Genomic DNA, 17,613 nt, shown 5'->3' on the forward strand with positions numbered 1-17,613 from the left:
TTAACAATTATCTGCAAAATATTGGAGTTATCATGACTAAATATAAAACAAAAAATGAAAAAGAAACTGAGGATAGAATCTGCAGGTTTTCCCCCCTGCATGTAAAAATGCTTGACAACAGTTTTAGAAGATATCTCTTAAACCCCAAAAAAATACTGCAAGGCTATGTGAAGCCGGGCATGAACGTAATTGATATCGGATGCGGACCTGGGGTTTTGACTCGTGAAATAGTAAAGTTCTCAGGTGCAAAAGGAACAGTTACTGCCTGTGATGTACAGGAGGAGATGATTGAATATGCCAGAAAAAAACTTTGTGGAATTGATAATTTCGGCAGGATAAAATGGCATGTGTGCAGTTCTGATTCGCTTGATCTTGGAAATGAGAGTTGTTTTGATTTTGCTCTCTCTTTTTTCATGGTTCATGAGGTTCCTGATATGAACTGTCTGTTCAGAGAGGTTTTTAATCTTTTAAAGCCCGGCGGAATATACCTTATTGCAGAACCTGCCTTTCATGTAAGTAAAGAGGCATTTTATCGTACTGTAAAAGCGGCGGAAATATGCGGATTTATAACAGCAGAGATGAAAAAATTCTCGATGGGCCACCTGGCTGTTTTTGAAAAACCTGAAAATTTTGGTGAAAATAGTTTTCAGGGGGAAAATTGACTATGAAAATCCTTATTGCTTATTTTTCGGCAACAGGAAACACCAGAAAAATAGCAGATTTTGTTTTTGAGAAGTTAAAGAATTTAGGCGCAGATGTAGAAATACTTGATATTACACCTTTGTCTGTAAGGGAGAAAAAGACTGATTTAAGCCTATATGACGCTTTTTTATTTGGAATGCCTGTTCATTCATGGCGTGCACCGCGAATTGTCCGCAACTGGTTAAAAACCCTTGACGGTTGCGGCAGGAAATGTTCGATGTTTTTTACCTACGGGGGATTTTCGATACATCCGGCTCATTACACAACTTGTAAAATTCTTGAAGAGAGAGGATTTTTGGTAGTTTCATCAGCCGAATTTTTAGCGGCTCACACTTTTAACCTTGGAGGATGGGAGGCGAATGTGAACAGACCGGACGAACGGGATTTTTCTGTTGCAGAAGAGTATGCTAAAGAGACGTATCTTAGGTTTTCAGGAGATGATTACAATATTCCAAAGGGTTTTTTAAAAACAGACTATACGCCTTATTTTCTTGACGAAATTGAAAAATTCAGATTCAGGATTTTAACACAGCCCCCTTACATAAATGAGAAGGAATGCATTAAATGCGGAATTTGTGAGGATGTCTGCCCGACAGGTGCCATGAATGCAAAATCCGGAAAGGCAGACTTAAAAATATGCATTGCATGCCTCGGATGCGTATCAGCCTGCCCGAATAACGCTGTTTTTATAAACGATATGAGTGAGAGTTTTGCCTGCAAACTTTCGGCTGAAAAAATAACAAAAGAGGATCTGGATAAAAAGGAAAGCAGAATTTATCTTTAAATGTTTTTTATTGATTTATCTGTATTTTTATCAGGATTTACTTACTGACTTTATTAGTTTATTTACTAACCTCTATCAGAATATAAAAAACAGATATATTTGGTATGAAAGTCAAAATCCCTGATAGACTTATCATCACTTTTTGTGTGATGAAAAAAGCTCATCATGGGGCTTTTTACATGAAAGTTACTTCGTAACTTACATGAAACCGGTGCATGAAATATAATTTCATGGACGTTTTTTATCGATTTTTTAATAGATTCTTTTACAAAACCCCGATATCCTCATTCCATAAATCCGGATTATTCTCAATGAAATCAGACATCATAGTTTTACACTCTGAAAGGTCAAGATCGGTTATAAAAACACCATGCTCTTTTAAAAACTCCTTTGCGCCTGTAAAGTTTTCAGACTCTCCAACAACAACTTTAGGAATATTGAACTGGACTACTGCACCGGCACAGAGATAGCAGGGCATAAGAGTTGAATAAAGCGTGCAGGCAGAATATCTCCCAATCCTTCCGGCGTTTCTTAAGCAGTCAATCTCGGCGTGCATTAGGGGATCATTTTCCTGAACTCTTTTATTATGCCCGCGTGCGATTATTTTTCCTCCCCTTTCCAAAACCGCACCAATCGGGATTCCTCCCTCTGAAAGGCTTAATTTTGCCTCCTCTATTGCCGCTTTCATAAATTCATCCATTTTAAAAATCTCCCTCTTATACTCTGATAATTGTGCTATTCATATATAACACAAAGTGTGCCGGAATAATTAGAAAAACTAAAAAAATTGGTTCTTCTCCATTTTTCTGAAAGTTAGGACTATCCAAAAAGAGAAACAACTTAGAGAATAACCTCCAAATCTGATGATATGTCCAATAAACATTACAAATGGAGGGAATGCATTTCTGCATTCACATCTATGTTCTCATTTGTGGGCTTTTAAGATTATTGATATGGAAGATTTCATCAGTTTCTTAGGTTACTGGCCTTGACTGGAAAACAATCAAAGCTAATCGATTATTAGCAAGGGAGGGGACAGGCCCCTCCCTTAAACCCACCCCGCTTACGATAGGTCACCGGAGGGGGGCTAAGCCCCTCCGGTTCCCGGGGATATTGTGTACATCGCGACAAATCAATTCCAAATTAGGGTGATCAGAAATATGGCGAAGAGTCAAAAAATTATTCAGTCCTTCCAGTTCCACCATAAAAGAAGGGATGGATTTGGATTTTTGCCCTCGTTTTCGGCAAAATATACCGCGAGGCGGTAAACATACAGATTACAGCGGTCAGAATTTCCGCCCTGCATAATGCAAAGCCTCGCGTACATTTCTTCAGGGTCTTCTCCTTTAAGTGATTCAACAGAGGTGTATCCAAGCGCAATTAAATCTCCGGCAGTCTTTTTTCCGACTCCCGGAATTTTCATCAGATCCTTTTCTGAAGCCTTATAATCAAAATATACCGGCATATTTATTGATTCCTCCAAAAGATAACCTGATTTTTAGTCCTTTGCCGAACTTCCGCCGCAGATATATCTCATTTTGCACTTTTCGCATGACTTCTCACGTGTCTTTTTGCTCCCGCTGATTAAAACAAAAATTACCAGAATTAATGCAATGATTACCTTAAAGAAAGAGAATTCAAAATAAGCGGATACAAGAATTAAGGCAATTGGAAGAAGTGACACTGTCATCCAGAGAACTGGTGCAAACTTAGATGCAGGACAGCCCTCAAATTTGGATACATCATCCTTTTTAAAGAATTTTGCAGTGAAAATTCCCCATCCCATACTGCATCTTTTACCATAATACCAGCATTTCGTGCAAAGACCCTTTCGCATAACAACCGTAAACATAAGAAGAACAAAAAGACCGTAAACAATCCCCACTGCCGGATTAAAAAGAAATCCTGCATAAATTCCAAGGGCAAGCCAGAAAATTATCACAATATTGGCAGTCACTACACCCCTTTTATCAAACTCATCAATACCCTGTGCGTAAATTCCACTTATATACGGCTCTTTATCCATGAAAAATTATCTGGAGTTATTTCAATTTAAATAAGAGGTGTGCAGAGCGAAAGTGAAAATTCATCCTGTAAAAAAAAACTACCGTCCGGCGAAGAGATACTCCTGTGCATAACCGGCGTATCGCCCGAAATATTCCTGCCCGAATTTTCTGATTTTTTCATACTCTCCACATGAAAGCGGCTTATCCGGTTTTCCTATACCATAGAAACCATGCATTATTCTGTCAACCCATCTGTCAACCGGAAATGCCTCATATTTTTGAAATCCGAAAAGAAGGATACAGTCGGCAACTTTCATTCCGATGCCTTTGTATTTCATAATCTCTTTTCTTGCCTGCTCATAATCAGGCTTCAAAATTTTTTCAGACCATTTTTTATCTTTAGAAATTTCATATGCAGTCTCACAGATGTATGATGAACGGTAACCTGTAGAACATCCTGAAATATCACTTTGGCAGAGATTTGAAAGGTGATATGGTGTTGGATAGGCAAAGCCTTCTCCAAATTCAGTTGTTATTTTATCGCCGCACAACTGTGACATATTAGAAAGCATCCGCTCGATAAAAGGGATATTGGCGTTTTGGGCACAGATATATGTCAAAAGGCACTCCCATGGGTCCTGTCTTAAAATTCTAAGGCCGAAATGCTCTTTTATTGCATTGTTTATGTGCTCATCTCTGTTAACGGATGAGAGTATTTCTTCAAGGTCTGCGTCAAGGTGAAAGTAATAAACCAAAAAATCCTCATCACAACCGGAGTATTCAATTTTATTCTCTTTTTGCCGGACTCTTATAAGCCGACCGTGAGCTATCCCCTCCCACCACCCGTTAATTTCATGCCACCTGAAAACCTGACCGCATGAGAGTGTTTCTGATAAGGAAAAGGAAGTATTTTCAGGAACAAAAAAGCAGTCCATAGCTCATAAACTCCCCTTTGTAATCTTTTCACACGCCGATACAATATCTGATTCAACAGAGTCAAAATCCGGTGATATTTCTGTAAATTCCCCTGTTTTTGTGTGGTAAACAAAGGTCTTTGGCTCTTCTTTTAAAATTTCAAATGCCGCTTTTTTATAGACTGCCATCTGAACTACATAATCAGAATCGTCCTTTTCACTGCCTGTTTTATAATCGATTATGTACCAGCCGTCACTTTTTTGAACAAGTCTGTCGATTGAGCCTGAAAACCTAAAACCTTTAATTTCGGTTGTAAACGAAACCTCACAGTATGATTTTAATGAATCCTTCATGAAATCAGACTGCATAAATATCCTGTACAAATTCTCAAATTCAGCCTTTTTTTGAGATATATTTTCATCTCCGGTTAAAAACCCTCTGTATTTTTCAAAGGAAGAATCAAAGGTCTCTCCTGAAAAGACTGCATGTATTATCTTTCCTTCGTCAGTTTTTTTGGAATCATTCTTAAAAAGCGGGTTTTCCCTGTGCATATTTATATAAATCTCTTTGTGCCTTGCAGGCGAATTGAGAAACACTTCAATCTCGGTTGCAGAAAAAACCTTTGAGGAGGAATCTTTTCTTTTAGCTGAACAATTGTAGTTTTTTAAATCTCTATTATTTAATTTAAAATCCTCTGATGAAACAATTCTTTTTATGTCAGCCGGAATCATTGAATTTGCGTCTGATTTAACTTTTATCTCCGGCAGATTCTCCGCTCTTGTGACTATTATTTTGCATGATGAAAAATTCTCTCCATCGCCTTTTCCTGTATCATATAAACCGTCTCTTATCTCATCCTTAATTTCAGAGAATAAGAAAAACATAATCCAGTCTGTCCTTGTTTTGCATGCCTCAAAAGATGCAGGAATTTTTTTCGGCTCTGATGTACACATAATCAGATGATCCCTTGCCCTTGTCGCCGCTACGTAAAAGAGCCTTTTTGACTCGGCATCCGACTTCTGCTTTAGCCTGTAACGCTGGATTGAGAGCGGAAGTGAATTTATGTAGTCATCACCTGACTCAAAATCAGGTATTTTAATGCCTGTTCCAAGCTCTTTATCAACGATAATTGAAGAGTTCTCAAAAGGAGGTGTCTCTGAAAGCCCTGACATAATTACGATTGGGAATTCAAGACCTTTTGAGGCATGAACAGTCATTACCAAAACCGCATCCTCTCCTATGTCTTCAGCTTCTGCCTCTCCTTCCCTGTCTTTTGAAGAAACCGAGAGAGAAAGCTCTAAAACAAGCCTGTCAAGTGTGTAAAATCCTCCCTTTTCTCTTTCACGTATAGTATCAGATATTTTTTCCAGGTTTGCAATCGCACCTGCCCCGTCATATTGGCCTGCATAAACTGCCAGGATTCCGGATTCATTAAGAATTTGCCTGAAAAGTTCTGACGGAGATATTTTTCTTGCACACAAAAGCCATGATGACAGCATTTCATATGCAGACTTTGCCTTTTTTGTTTCACACTGCTTTAATTTTAAAAAAAGTCCGTTTGCATAGCCTCCGCAGATTCTGAAAAGCTCTGCATCAGAAAATCCAAACCATGGCGAGCGAAGTGCGGCGTAGAGTGATATGTCATCATCAGGGTTTTTTAGAAATGAAAGAACTGACTTTGCATCCAAAATCTCCTGTTTTTCATAAAGGCCGAGTCCGCCATAGACTCTGTATGGAATTCCATATTTTTTAAGGGCATATTCGATATATTTGAGGTTGTTTCGCCGCTCAATTAAAACGGAGATGTCACCCCATGATGCCTTTCTTCTCTTACTTTCTCCGGGATTTTCTCCTTTTTCATAGACATAAGTTTTTCCTTCATCCTTTATCATCCTGATTTTTTTTGCGGCGGCTTCGGCTTCCAAAACAGCTCTTTCTGACGCTTTCTTTGCATCAGAAGAGATGATTAATTCAACAGAGCCTTTGTGTTTTTCTCTTGCGTCACATACAGATACAGGTTCATATGAAAAATCCCATGGTTTTCCTGAATCTTTTAGTAATTTTCCAAAAAGGCAGTTTACAAAAGATAATATCTCCTTTGTGCTTCTGAAGTTTATATCAAGTGAAACAAGTTCTCCTTTGTATTCATTTTTTATTATTTCTCCTGAACGCTTAAATTCTGAAACGTCTGCACTGCGGAAGAGATAGATAGACTGTTTGGGATCGCCAACAACAAAAAGTCTGTTACAGACCTTATCATTTGTATTTCTGCTATCCTCATCGCTTTTTTGACTGAATTTTATGTTATTGTTTATATCCCTTTTTGTGTTATTTTTTAGAGTCCTGTTTATACTGCTGTTTGTTTCGGCATTTTTATTGCTTTTTTCTGTTCCTGTTTCTTCATCAGACTCATCTTTTGCCATCTCAATAATTGCCGATGTAATCTCTGCCTGAACAGGATCAGTGTCCTGAAACTCATCAATCATTATAAACTTAAACCTGCGGGCATAGCTTTTTGCAACAACATAAGGGTAGTCCTTAAAGAGTCTGTATGTGAGGTTTATCATATCGGTGAAGTCAATTGCGCCCCTGATATGCTTTTCACGCCTGATATCATATTCAATTTTGTTATAGACAACGCCAAGGCTTTTTAGGATTTTCAGGGTTCTTTTTATATTTTCATCATCAGATTTGTTTTTTTCAGTTTTCGATTCTTTATCTTCATCTTCAAAAACACCAGAATTTTTTTTGCATTTAATTTTTCTGTCTGAAACTTCTGCTGAAAGAATATCTGCCGGAAGTTCGTCGGAATATTCTTTTAAGGCTGAATACGAACTGCATAAAACCTCTTTTAAATCCCCCAAAACTTTTTTACTTCCCATATTGCGTGAGCCACCGGAAGTTTGCAAAATTCCCAAAAGTCCTTTGCATATGTCTGACGGATCGTCACTTTTAAGGAGCATAAGCGGTTTTTTTATGTTTTTTAAGTATCTTGCCGCTTTATCGCCATCCCCGGAAAAACTCTCTGCAAGTGATAAAAGTGCATCAGAAGCCTCTGTTAAAACAGGGCTCTTCTTAAACTCTTGTGAAATTACATATTTCTCATAAAGAAGTGCACATCTCCACTCCTCCAAAACTTCAGTCTCATTATTGTTTAGCTTTTCAAAGAATTCACCGGAATAACGCCTTTGTCTGTGAAGTTCTCTTAGAAAAATTTCAAGATAATATGTACCGTATGCACAGAGGCAGTCATCAAGGCTTTTTTTAATTAAATCATCAGGTTTTTTTGAAAAAAGAGATTTAATTGCGTCTGATATTATCTCTTCGGACTCGTTTTCGGAAAGAACTGAAAATCCGGGATCGATTCCGGCCTCAATTGAAAACTCACGTAACACTTTTGAGCAAAAGGAATGAAATGTCGAGATGTTTGCCCACATCATCTCTTCTTTAATCATCTCCCAAAACGGCCCGGACTTTTCAAAAATATCTCTCTCAACCCTCTCCTTCATCTCAGCCGCGGCTTTTTCAGTAAAAGTCAGAGCCAGAATCTCCGCCGGACGACAACCTGCCTCTTCTATTAATTTTATGTAGCGGTTGACTAAAACATGCGTTTTTCCTGTGCCTGCCCCTGCTGTTACACAAAGGCTCACGTCATGCCTTAATGCTTCACTTTGTCTTTTTGTCAGCATGATTTAGAAACCTCCCTTTCTTTCACAAGGTTTATCCTGATTTTCAGTGGTATCTGTTGCTTCATTTTGGCTGACATTCTCCTTCTGACTGATATTTTCCTGTTCCAAAAGCCGAAACTCGGAGAATCTGCAGACTGATTTAAACTCGCAGTATTTTGAACAGTCATCATTCTCCTTTGCAGGCGTAAATACACCATTTCTTATATTCTCTGCATATGTGCATGCATAATCTACTGAGTTTTTGACAATCTCTGAGAATGTATTATCAGTTGTCTTCGCCTTTGGAAAATTGGAGAAGAGTTCTTCTTCAGACTGTTCATAAAGTTCAGCTTTTCTGTAAACCTCACGTTTGGAAAGCTTGTAGTAAAAGCCTCCAATGCCTTTTATGTTTTTGGCATTTTCAACAGCTTTTAGGTAAAGCGGAATCTGAAGTGCTTTTCCGGCGACAATTTCATTGTATTTCGGGTGACTTCCGGTCTTGTAATCAACTATTACAAACTCATCCGGGCTTTTATCATCTTTTCCATCTTTTCCTTCTTTTACGTCAATTCTGTCAACAAAACCTCTTAGAAATATACTTTTTTGATTTTTGGACTCAACTCTAACAGCCTCATCTGAAAATGCTGTCTCAATACCTCTGAAACCAAATCCGGCTTCAAAGTATTTTGGTACAAGTCCGGTTTTGTAAAGCCTTGTTTCCTCTTCTATGAATTTTTCAAGAATTCCCCGTCCGTATCCTGTATCGCCTAAAATTTCCTTTGTCATAAAATCCCAGGCCGGACCGGATATTTCATAAGATTCAATCTCTGCTTTTGCATGCGATTTTAAAAGCGATAATGCCTCCAAAGTCTCATTTTCAGATGGAGAATTGTTGTGTGTCTTCATCCAGTCCTTGTAAAACGAAAAGAGTGTTTTATGCAAAAGCTCCCCTCTGTCTGCGGCTGAAAGAGTGAATGTCTTCTCCTGAGGCGGATTTAATCCGAGAACATGTGTAAGGTAAAATCTAAAGGGACATTTCGCATAAGTTTCAAGTGATGTGGGAGAATATGGATGTTTTTCATCAAATCTTAATGATAAAACCTCTTTTATCTCATCTTCGGATGACAAAAGACCGTCATAGACTGAATCGTAAAGGCCTTTTCTGAAAAAACCTTCAGTATTAATTCTCTCACACAGATTTTTAGGAGAAACACCCGGTGGAAGAGTGAAATTTTCATAAATTTTTCCTTTTAAAAGAAGCCGTCCGGTCTCCTTAACTGCGAATGAAAAAGAAACGTTTTGCCCTTCTTCTTCGGGGGGTTTTGCACAAAGCGCCTTTACAGCCGTTTCATAAAACTGTGAGGGAATCTCCTGTCTTCCTCCTGCCTCACTGTGACAGCTTAAGAATAATGCGCATTTCGCAGATGACAGAGCAGATGCAAAATAAAATCTCTCCCATCTGACTTTTTCACGCCTTTTGTTTGGCCATATTGCCCTGTCCTCCTCTTCAGTTGTATATGGAAGAAGTGAGGGAATATCAGGCACTTTTCCGTCAACAAGCCCTCCTAAGAATACATAATCATATTCCATCTCCTGAAGTCCCTGAATACCGGATATCTGTATCTTTGTATCATCACGTTTTTCTGAAATTCTTAAGTTTCCGACAGCTGATGAAAAAAATCTTGAGAATTCATTGAATGAGATTTTTTCATCTCCCGAAATCCCGGATGTCTGTGAAAGACTGGTTAAAAGATTTAAGAGATTTAAAAATTCAGTTATGTCTCTTTTGTAGATCAAATCCCCGCAGGAGTCGTCAATATAGGGAACAGCGTTCTCTTTTAAAAACAAGATCAGACTTTTTATATGCTCTGCTATAATTTTTTCGCCTGAAAGCCTGTTTAGTTTCTCTATTAATAAAACCAAAGCTTTTAAGACCGATTCAGAAAAAATAATATTTTTTTCAATCTCTTTTTTTCTGTATTCAGGCAGATCTTTTGATTTTAACCTGTCTTCTTCTCTTTTTATATGTTTTTTAATACCCTTCTCCCACGAATGAAAGCCGCCCTCAACACCGGCATTCAAAGATACAGTTTCAACAGCAGATGCCGGATTTGAAAATCCCTGCAAAAGTTTTGACATATAAGGAGATGCAAGAAGTTCTGTTAAGGATTCGCGTGAGAAATTTTTGGATACGGTTTCGGTGAGCAAAAGAACAGACTGTACAACAGGAGAGCGTGAAAACGGAAATTTTGCAGATGATGAATATGAAAGTCCGAAATCAAAGAAAACTTCGTTTACAACTGTTGTTGCACCGGCAGGGTCAGGAAAAACAACTGCAATTTTAGAAGGTTTTGCATTATTATTTAAAAGATTTACAATTAACCCGGCAATTCCGGCAATTTCAGCTTTTAAGTTCTTATAGCGTTTTGAATAAACTTCTACAGGTTTTGATTTTATCTCTTCTTCTCCAAAGATATTTTCATATGGGAATAAATCAGACTTTTTTTCATTTTCAATCTCTTCAGTTTTATCTGCAAAAAACCATCTTCCGTCATCAGTGCAGACCTTTTTGTTTGAAGAATACGGCATGAAATAAACAGATTTTAAAGCCGCCGATGATACTGTCTGAATAAATCTTTTCTGTGCCGGCAAAGGCTCAAAAATGCCTGAGAAAATAATTGTTTTGAAGTCTGATGAAAATTCAGATGAACTGCCAGATAACTGATTTGATGATAATTTAGATGAATCATCATGGGTATTAACTGAAGAAAATTCGTATGAACTGTCAGATAACTGATTTGATGATAATTCAGATGAATCACCAGAGGATTTGCCGTAAGTTGGGGATATAAAATCACATGCAGATTTATAGATATTTTCGGGTGATATGAGTTTTTTTGATTTTAGTATATCCTGATATTCTTTTATAATTTTTATAAGAGCCCGGTTCTTCTTTTTATCAGTTAAAGAGAAAATTTTCTCAATATCTGCTTCCTGTTCTGAAATTACTTTTATTAATGTATAGATGTCGTTTAAAAAACGGGAAGAATACTCTCCTGACGGAGATAAAGCCTCAATATATTCTTTTTTTCTCTTTAAAACTTTCAAGAGAAGCAGTTTTGCCTCTTCTTCTGAAATAAGCTTAAATTCTTTATTTTTACCTGCAATTGCAGAAGCAAGCATATCCGGTGTTGTAACTGAACTTTCAATAATACTTAGATGATTATCGAGGAGATTCTCTTTTACTCTGATGCAGAGTCTTTCGGTTGGTAAAACAAGAATTGTATCCAGAGGATTTTGTTTATATTCGTCTTTAAAATTATCAATTGAGTCCGAAAGACCATATCCTATTGGTGTTTTTATGAGTATTTTTTCAGGCATTCCTGATTTAATTTTAGTGAATCTTTCTTATATAACCGATTCATAAAATTTGACCCTGTGAGGTTGTGTTAAAGAATCGTTTAAAAATGTTGGTGTAAAAAATATTTTTAAAAAGTTGATGTAAAAAATCACTTATTAAAATGCAAATATGCCTGATAAGTAATTCATCAGTGATTCAAACGCATTTGGTGTTTTATCCTGATTAGTTTTTGCATTATTCAATTCATTTTTTTCAACATTAAAAGTGCAAAAAGCATACGTATCATCAACATCAGGGAGATTTAAAGCTTCTATTAGGGCTTCTGATGCATCAGCGCCTCTTAATGCATTATCTCCGGAGACAACAAACAATCCGGGATAAGAAATTTGTTCCAAAAATTCGTTTTTAGTAGCAAAGATTGTTTTTCCATTATCTCCTGTCTTTGTTATAATCCCTGGTTTATCGTCATACATATAATGCTGAACGATTACGAAATATTCTCCCTTTTCCATATTTTCAGTCTCGCTTTCATCAAGAACATAACTATATGAAGAATCATCTTTTGGAGATACAGTCACCATCGAACCTGATTCTGCGCCATTATAGTAGTCATATCCAAAAACCCAGATTCCGATTTTAGATGGATTTCCTTCTGCATTTCCAGTGACTGTTAATTTTTCACCAGGCTTTATATTGGTTTTTGATACCTTTGCTGAAATAAAAGGCTTTTTTATGACAATTGATACAGTGTCATATGTATTTTTGGAAAGACTCTGTTTATTATCAGGCTCTGTTACTGCATATATTGTATAAGTGCCGGGCAGGAATCCAACCTTGTTTGTATCAAGAGAATAGCTCCAGACGCCGTCAGCAGAAACCTCAGCTTTTGCAAAAGTATTTTCTACTCCGGATATTGCCATTGTTTCAAGAGAGTCTGGTTTGCACCCGTTTTTATTAATTTCAGGCCCGCAGACAAAGAGATAAGTTTTGTCTGTTATTTTATTTGTTCCTGAAAAACGAATCTCTTCGCCCTCATAGTATGAACCGTCTCCTGATGAAGTAACTGTTATGGTTTTGTTATTTTCTTCATCCAACTGTCCGACAGATTCCTCGGCGGCAGATACCAAAGATATAGAAAATATTGCCGTGGCTATTGTGATTAATAAAAATAAAGTTTTTAAATCCATTTAACTCACCTTAGTTTAACATCTATATTTTTTATTATTTAACATTTATATGAGAGATGTCAACTAATGCCGGACAGAAAATAATTTATCATAAAATTATTGACCTTAAAAAAATGGGCATAAAATTATTAATCCTAAAATGCCGGGTATAAATGTATTTAGCTCAAAATTATTGATTGAAATATTATTGAAATAAAAAATTCCGGGGCAGAAAAAAGTGTTTTTATTGGGTTTTTTTATTAATTCCATGTATGAGAGTAGCCTCTTTTTTCCGCGTTTTTACCACTGATTCTGACACCTTTTTTTTCCGTTACAACACCCAGTTTTAAACCTGGCAGATTATTCTCCTCAAACAGACTTTTTTGGCATGTATATAAAAGACCAAAATCTCCGCCCCCGTAAAATGCTGTTTCAAAATCAATTCCGTCTGATAGGGAAACGAGGTTTTTATCTATCTCAAATCCGCAGTTGTTTGCATCTGATAAGTCAAAGAGGGATATTGCAAGTCCGTCTGAAATATCCATCATACACGACACTTTGCATTCAGAAAGTCTCATTCCTTCAAAGACTTTTGGTTGAGGCTCGCAGAGGTCCTTAAAATAGCGCATATCCCCCAAAAGACCTGCCTGTGCGTGACCCAGGTTTCCACATACGCAGACGATTTCTCCGGGCTTTGCACCTGTGCGGGAGACATAATGCTCTGAATCTGTAATCCCTATTCCTGTTGTGACAATTGTAAGCTCTGAGTGTGAATCGACATCTCCTCCTGAAAACTCTGCCCCGTATTTTCTGCAGGCAGAATCAGCACCTCTTATTATATCCTCTATTCTGTCAGGATTGTCAAGGCCTGCCGCTAAAAGAAGTGAAACCGGCTTTGCACCCGTACTTGCTATATCAGATATTGTAACAGCGGCTGACATCCACCCAATCTGCCAGTCCGTGATTCCTTTAGGAAAATCAGTTTTTTCATGGAGCATATCGGTTGATACTGCAAGAATTTTATCGCCAACAATGATTTTTGCACAGTCATCGGCAGTTTTATCAGATCCAATAATTTCTGAAATCCTCTTTACAATCTCCCTGTCATCCACGTTTTCTTGCCTCCAGTTCACGCTCGCTCTTATACTCTTTTACAATAGCCTCTATCATATCAGCCTTTTTTTCAGCTTCATAAGTAATCTGTTCCTCCTTCCATTCCAAAACCGCCCTGTCAAAATCATCTTTTTTTATGGTGCCAGTTCTTCCCCTTAGAGAAACAGGGACTTTCACAGCCAAAATTAAAGGAACATTCTCTTCTCTTAAGCAGTTGAGAAGCTTTTTGTCAAAGTTATCAGCAATAATTCCGGAGACATAACAATCAGAAATGTATGATACTGTTTGCTTTCCCCAGCCTTCTGTTTTTGCGGCATAGATAATATCTCCCTCTGTGATTCCAAATTCATCTTCAAGTGCCTTTACCGCCTCTTTTGTTAATGCAGGCAAAACCTTGACAGGAATGTAATCGCCCTCCATCCACAGGCTGTTAAACCGTTTTAATCTTGAAATTCTCTTCAAAAGGCGGCGCGTATCTTTATCCTGTTTTTTTAGTCGTGCCTTTAAGGTTTTAATCTGCAAGTCACGCTCAGCAATATCTCTGCTTTTTTTCCTCTCCTCGGATTTTTGAGTTCTTTCTGATGCAAGCAGGTTTTTTAAGCCTATAATCTCCTCATTTTTCTCATTAAGAGTCAAAGATAATTCAGATACATGAGAGCGGAGATCTTTTATCATTCCTTCAAGCTGTGAGACTCTGCCATCAGAGTCTGAAAATTCAGTGACGCTGATGTCGCTTTTCTCCTCTCCATCCTCTCTTAAAACAAAATCCTTATCTTTTGAAAGAATCTGTTCAATGCTTTGGCCTTTAATTATCCCTGCTCTGATTTCGTCAAGACTAAATCCCGGCGGAATGCGCCTCTCAACACTTCTGAACTTGTTCTTGTATGATTTGTAGGCTTCAATCGCCGCTGAAAGCGAATCTCTCTCATGATCGTTTCTGAATGAAAGTCCTGCTGATATGCATAAAGATGCCTTCTCCTCCTGGGTTTTTTCCTGTTTTGGAGTATATGAAACAGCATTGAATGAGCGTCTGATTTTTTCAACCGATGATGGCATCTGTACTACATCTGATGCGATTAAAACCGGCTTTCCAATCGATGAAATCTCTTCAGTCCAGTCTGAGATAGACATCTGGCGCGAACTTTTAACTGAGGCTACTTCCCCGTCCAGATAAAGAGCGGCAAAAGCAAATGTTGTTCCAGGGTCAATTCCAACGATTAAAGGCCTTTTTCTTGCAGTCTGCGGTGAATACCTGATTTTGTCAAGTTCCCTTGGAATAACCCTCACCTGAAAGTCAGCATGCCTTTCTGACTGAACAGAGATCTCTGTTTTGGATGCGAAAACATGAAAACTGACACGTTTGTATCCGCCAAAGCCTTTGACCTCTGTTTTTTTGTATTTGAGACCCTTTTCTTTTAGTGTGTCTTCAATCTCTCTTGATTTTGATAAAACTGCGCCGTGAATCTTTCTTATATACCTGTTCTGACTCCATCCGCCCTTTCCTATAGAGCGGCTTTTTGAGACAATTATATCACAGGTGTTTTCAAATGCAATTACTTCACAGCCGGCGCCAAGTTCTGCTACATGTGCACATGCCTTTGCCTCCTGGAATGGATCAAAGCGGTCTGAAAGTCTGATATTGTATTGTGCGGCAATCCTGGGCAGTTTCTGTTGTTTTTCCCCGCCTGTAACCTGAACAAGTTTTGTCCCTGCAGGAAGGGACTGCATGAAAAAAAGAAGCTCTTTTTTTTCAGATGAAATTTCTCTTATGCTGTCAACAGCTAAAATATCAGGTTTTTCTTTCTCCAGCTCTTTTTTGAGCCGGAACATAGAGACCTCTGATGTGTCTTTTTCCTCATTGTCTTCTCTTTTGACAAGCGCAAAGACAGGTTTTTTTGTTTTGGATCTGACAGATCCCTTAATGATGTCTATTCCAAATACCTTCAACCAACCACCATTTCAAAAACCTTTTCAGGTGTGTATGAAAGGCCGTATTTTTTTGAGAAATAACCTGTAATATTTTTAAGATCACGCTTTAGTATTTCATCAGCGTTTGGATGGGTTAATTCAGTCCACTGCGGCCAGTCAATAATCCATACCTCATTTCCGTCAACCATTACATTGTACTCTGAGAGATCATTGTGTATATATCCAAGGGCATATGCTTTTTTGATATTTTCCAAAATTCCCTCCAGGACATCCTGTGGATTTTCCAAAACCGCCTGATTGAGGTTTAATCCGGCGATATATGTCATTGCAATAACATTCCTGTTTATTGCAACAGGTACAGGCACATTGACACCTCCCTTTCTAAGTGCCTTTAAAGCTTCAAACTCCTGCTTTGCCGAATATGTCGATGCAAAGATCCATGGGAAATGTTTCCATTCCGGCATAAAACTCCTGTTAAGTCTGACCGACTGAAAAGAGCGCTGACCTATTCTGTGAATTTTAAGAACAAGAATACCTGTTCCAAGTGCCTCATATACAGCTGATTCTTTTCCAACGCCGATTAAAGAGCCAAGCGCCGAGATTGTTCCCTTGCTTACAAGGGAAGATATTGCAAGTGCATCATAACCGCCGAATGTGAGCTGATAGCCTTTATACGGAACTGATGAGCTCTTTACCATATCTCTTCCCATAAGGTGTCCAAGACGATATTCAAGCTCCTGGGATGAAAGGCCTGATGCTTTTCTTAAAACGTCTTCAGGCACCCAGGTATATCTCTTCATCAGCTTTTCGATGTTTTTGAGTATCAGTATCTCGTACTTATGGAGGCTTTTGATATCTTCAGGAGAAAGTGGCATAATCTGTAAACAATTTATTTGTAGGAGATGATATAACTGATTAGATTCCTGCACAATATATGCATGTAATTATCTGCATGTAAATGTGTGATGACAAAGAATTGGTTGTAAAAATATGAAATGCTCAAAATGCAATAAGGATGCAATAATTTTTCAGAAATACTCAGGTATGCACCTTTGCCCTGAACACTTTACAAAAGACTTTGAGGGCCGTGCCAAAAAGGCAATCAGACAGCACAGATGGATATCCTCCGGAGATAAAATAGCGGTTGCAATGAGCGGGGGAAAAGACAGCAGTGCAGTTTTGTATTTTCTGAAAAAAGTATTCGGGCAGAGGCCTGATATTGAAATTTTTGCCATTACTATTGACGAGGGGATAAAAGGATACCGTGACCCGCAGGCTGTCGAAAAAATTGCCGGGCGTTATGATGTAAAATGCTATATAACGTCATTCTATGAGCATTTTGGTCTTACTCTGGATGAGATTGTTGAAAAAAAAGGCGACAGGAAATCATGCTCATACTGCGGTGTTTTGAGAAGACAGATATTAAACGGCTTTGCAAGAGAACTTGGCGCAACAAAGATTGCGATGGGTTTTAATTTAGATGATGAGGCGCAGTCTGTTATGATGAATGTGTTAAGAGGTGATTTGGAAAGACTTCTTCGAAGACAAAAGCCTGCAGAAGGTATGATTCCAAGAATAAGACCTTTTATCTATCTTCCTGAACGCGAAGTTGCTTTATATGCAAATCTTTATGTTGAAGGTTTTGAAGAGAGAGGATGCCCTTATTCACATAATGCTCTGCGTGCAGATGTGCGTGAGATGATAAACGACTACAACTACCGCCACCCTTCAACAAAATACGCCCTTGTAAACCTTGGAGAAGAGTTAAAAGAGGGTTTAGAAGAGGACAGCACACAGTTAAGAACCTGTGAAGTCTGCGGAGAACCTGTATTTGGAGAGTGTGGTACATGCCGGATTTTACATGAGATAACCGGCATTAAAAGAAATTAAAATAGAAATTAAAATAGAAATTAAAAGAGATCTTTAAAGAGAATTTAGATGAGGATTTAAAAGAGGAGTTATAAGGGGA

Annotated in this window: 13 protein-coding genes; 3 read left to right on the plus strand and 10 right to left on the minus strand. The window is 38.0% G+C overall.

Going from position 1 to position 17,613, the window contains the following annotated elements; translation table 11 throughout:
- Positions 1–32 precede the first annotated feature (32 nt).
- Both L1994_RS00100 and L1994_RS00105 read left to right on the plus strand, forming a co-directional pair.
- Positions 33–662, plus strand: a complete 630-nt coding sequence (locus L1994_RS00100; RefSeq protein ID WP_278099670.1) for a class I SAM-dependent methyltransferase — start codon at positions 33–35, stop codon at positions 660–662.
- 2 nt (positions 663–664) lie between these two features.
- Positions 665–1,486: an EFR1 family ferrodoxin gene (locus tag L1994_RS00105; RefSeq protein WP_278099671.1), complete on the plus strand. Its 822-nt coding sequence runs from the start codon at positions 665–667 to the stop codon at positions 1,484–1,486.
- 265 nt (positions 1,487–1,751) lie between these two features.
- Here the strand turns inward: L1994_RS00105 and L1994_RS00110 are convergent, their stop codons facing one another.
- From L1994_RS00110 to L1994_RS00155, 10 genes are all read right to left on the minus strand, one after another.
- Complete coding sequence (locus tag L1994_RS00110; RefSeq protein WP_278099672.1) at positions 1,752–2,186, minus strand: nucleoside deaminase; 435 nt, start codon at positions 2,184–2,186, stop codon at positions 1,752–1,754.
- Positions 2,187–2,669: 483 nt separating this feature from the next.
- Positions 2,670–2,951, minus strand: a complete 282-nt coding sequence (locus tag L1994_RS00115; RefSeq protein ID WP_278099673.1) for a helix-hairpin-helix domain-containing protein — start codon at positions 2,949–2,951, stop codon at positions 2,670–2,672.
- 33 nt (positions 2,952–2,984) lie between these two features.
- Positions 2,985–3,512, minus strand: coding sequence for a hypothetical protein (locus L1994_RS00120; protein ID WP_278099674.1), 528 nt, complete (start codon positions 3,510–3,512; stop codon positions 2,985–2,987).
- A 78-nt stretch (positions 3,513–3,590) separates the two neighbouring features.
- Entirely contained in the window at positions 3,591–4,427 is an 837-nt protein-coding gene (locus L1994_RS00125) for a DNA-3-methyladenine glycosylase family protein (protein WP_278099675.1), read from the minus strand.
- 3 nt (positions 4,428–4,430) lie between these two features.
- Positions 4,431–8,096, minus strand: coding sequence for a UvrD-helicase domain-containing protein (locus L1994_RS00130; protein WP_278099676.1), 3,666 nt, complete (start codon positions 8,094–8,096; stop codon positions 4,431–4,433).
- A gap of 3 nt (positions 8,097–8,099) precedes the next feature.
- The gene (locus L1994_RS00135; RefSeq protein WP_278099677.1) at positions 8,100–11,456 is read right to left on the minus strand and encodes a PD-(D/E)XK nuclease family protein; all 3,357 of its coding nucleotides are present in this window, start codon (positions 11,454–11,456) and stop codon (positions 8,100–8,102) included.
- Between the two features lie 135 nt (positions 11,457–11,591).
- On the minus strand, positions 11,592–12,623 hold the full coding sequence (locus L1994_RS00140) for a hypothetical protein (protein WP_278099678.1): 1,032 nt from the start codon (positions 12,621–12,623) through the stop codon (positions 11,592–11,594).
- Positions 12,624–12,862: 239 nt separating this feature from the next.
- Entirely contained in the window at positions 12,863–13,714 is an 852-nt protein-coding gene (thiL, locus tag L1994_RS00145) for a thiamine-phosphate kinase (RefSeq protein WP_278099679.1), read from the minus strand.
- A complete protein-coding gene (locus L1994_RS00150; protein ID WP_278099680.1) occupies positions 13,707–15,662 on the minus strand; it encodes a DUF460 domain-containing protein in 1,956 nt (651 codons plus the stop codon). Before L1994_RS00150 ends, thiL begins: the two co-directional genes overlap by 8 nt.
- Positions 15,659–16,519, minus strand: coding sequence for an RIO1 family regulatory kinase/ATPase domain-containing protein (locus L1994_RS00155; RefSeq protein WP_278099681.1), 861 nt, complete (start codon positions 16,517–16,519; stop codon positions 15,659–15,661). The genes L1994_RS00150 and L1994_RS00155 overlap by 4 nt, the downstream gene beginning before the upstream one ends.
- A 115-nt stretch (positions 16,520–16,634) precedes the next feature.
- Between L1994_RS00155 and L1994_RS00160 the strand changes: the two genes are divergently transcribed.
- A complete protein-coding gene (locus L1994_RS00160; protein WP_278099682.1) occupies positions 16,635–17,534 on the plus strand; it encodes a TIGR00269 family protein in 900 nt (299 codons plus the stop codon).
- Positions 17,535–17,613: the final 79 nt, after the last annotated feature.

The sequence above is a fragment of the Methanomicrobium antiquum genome (assembly GCF_029633915.1).
Lineage (GTDB): Archaea > Halobacteriota > Methanomicrobia > Methanomicrobiales > Methanomicrobiaceae > Methanomicrobium > Methanomicrobium antiquum.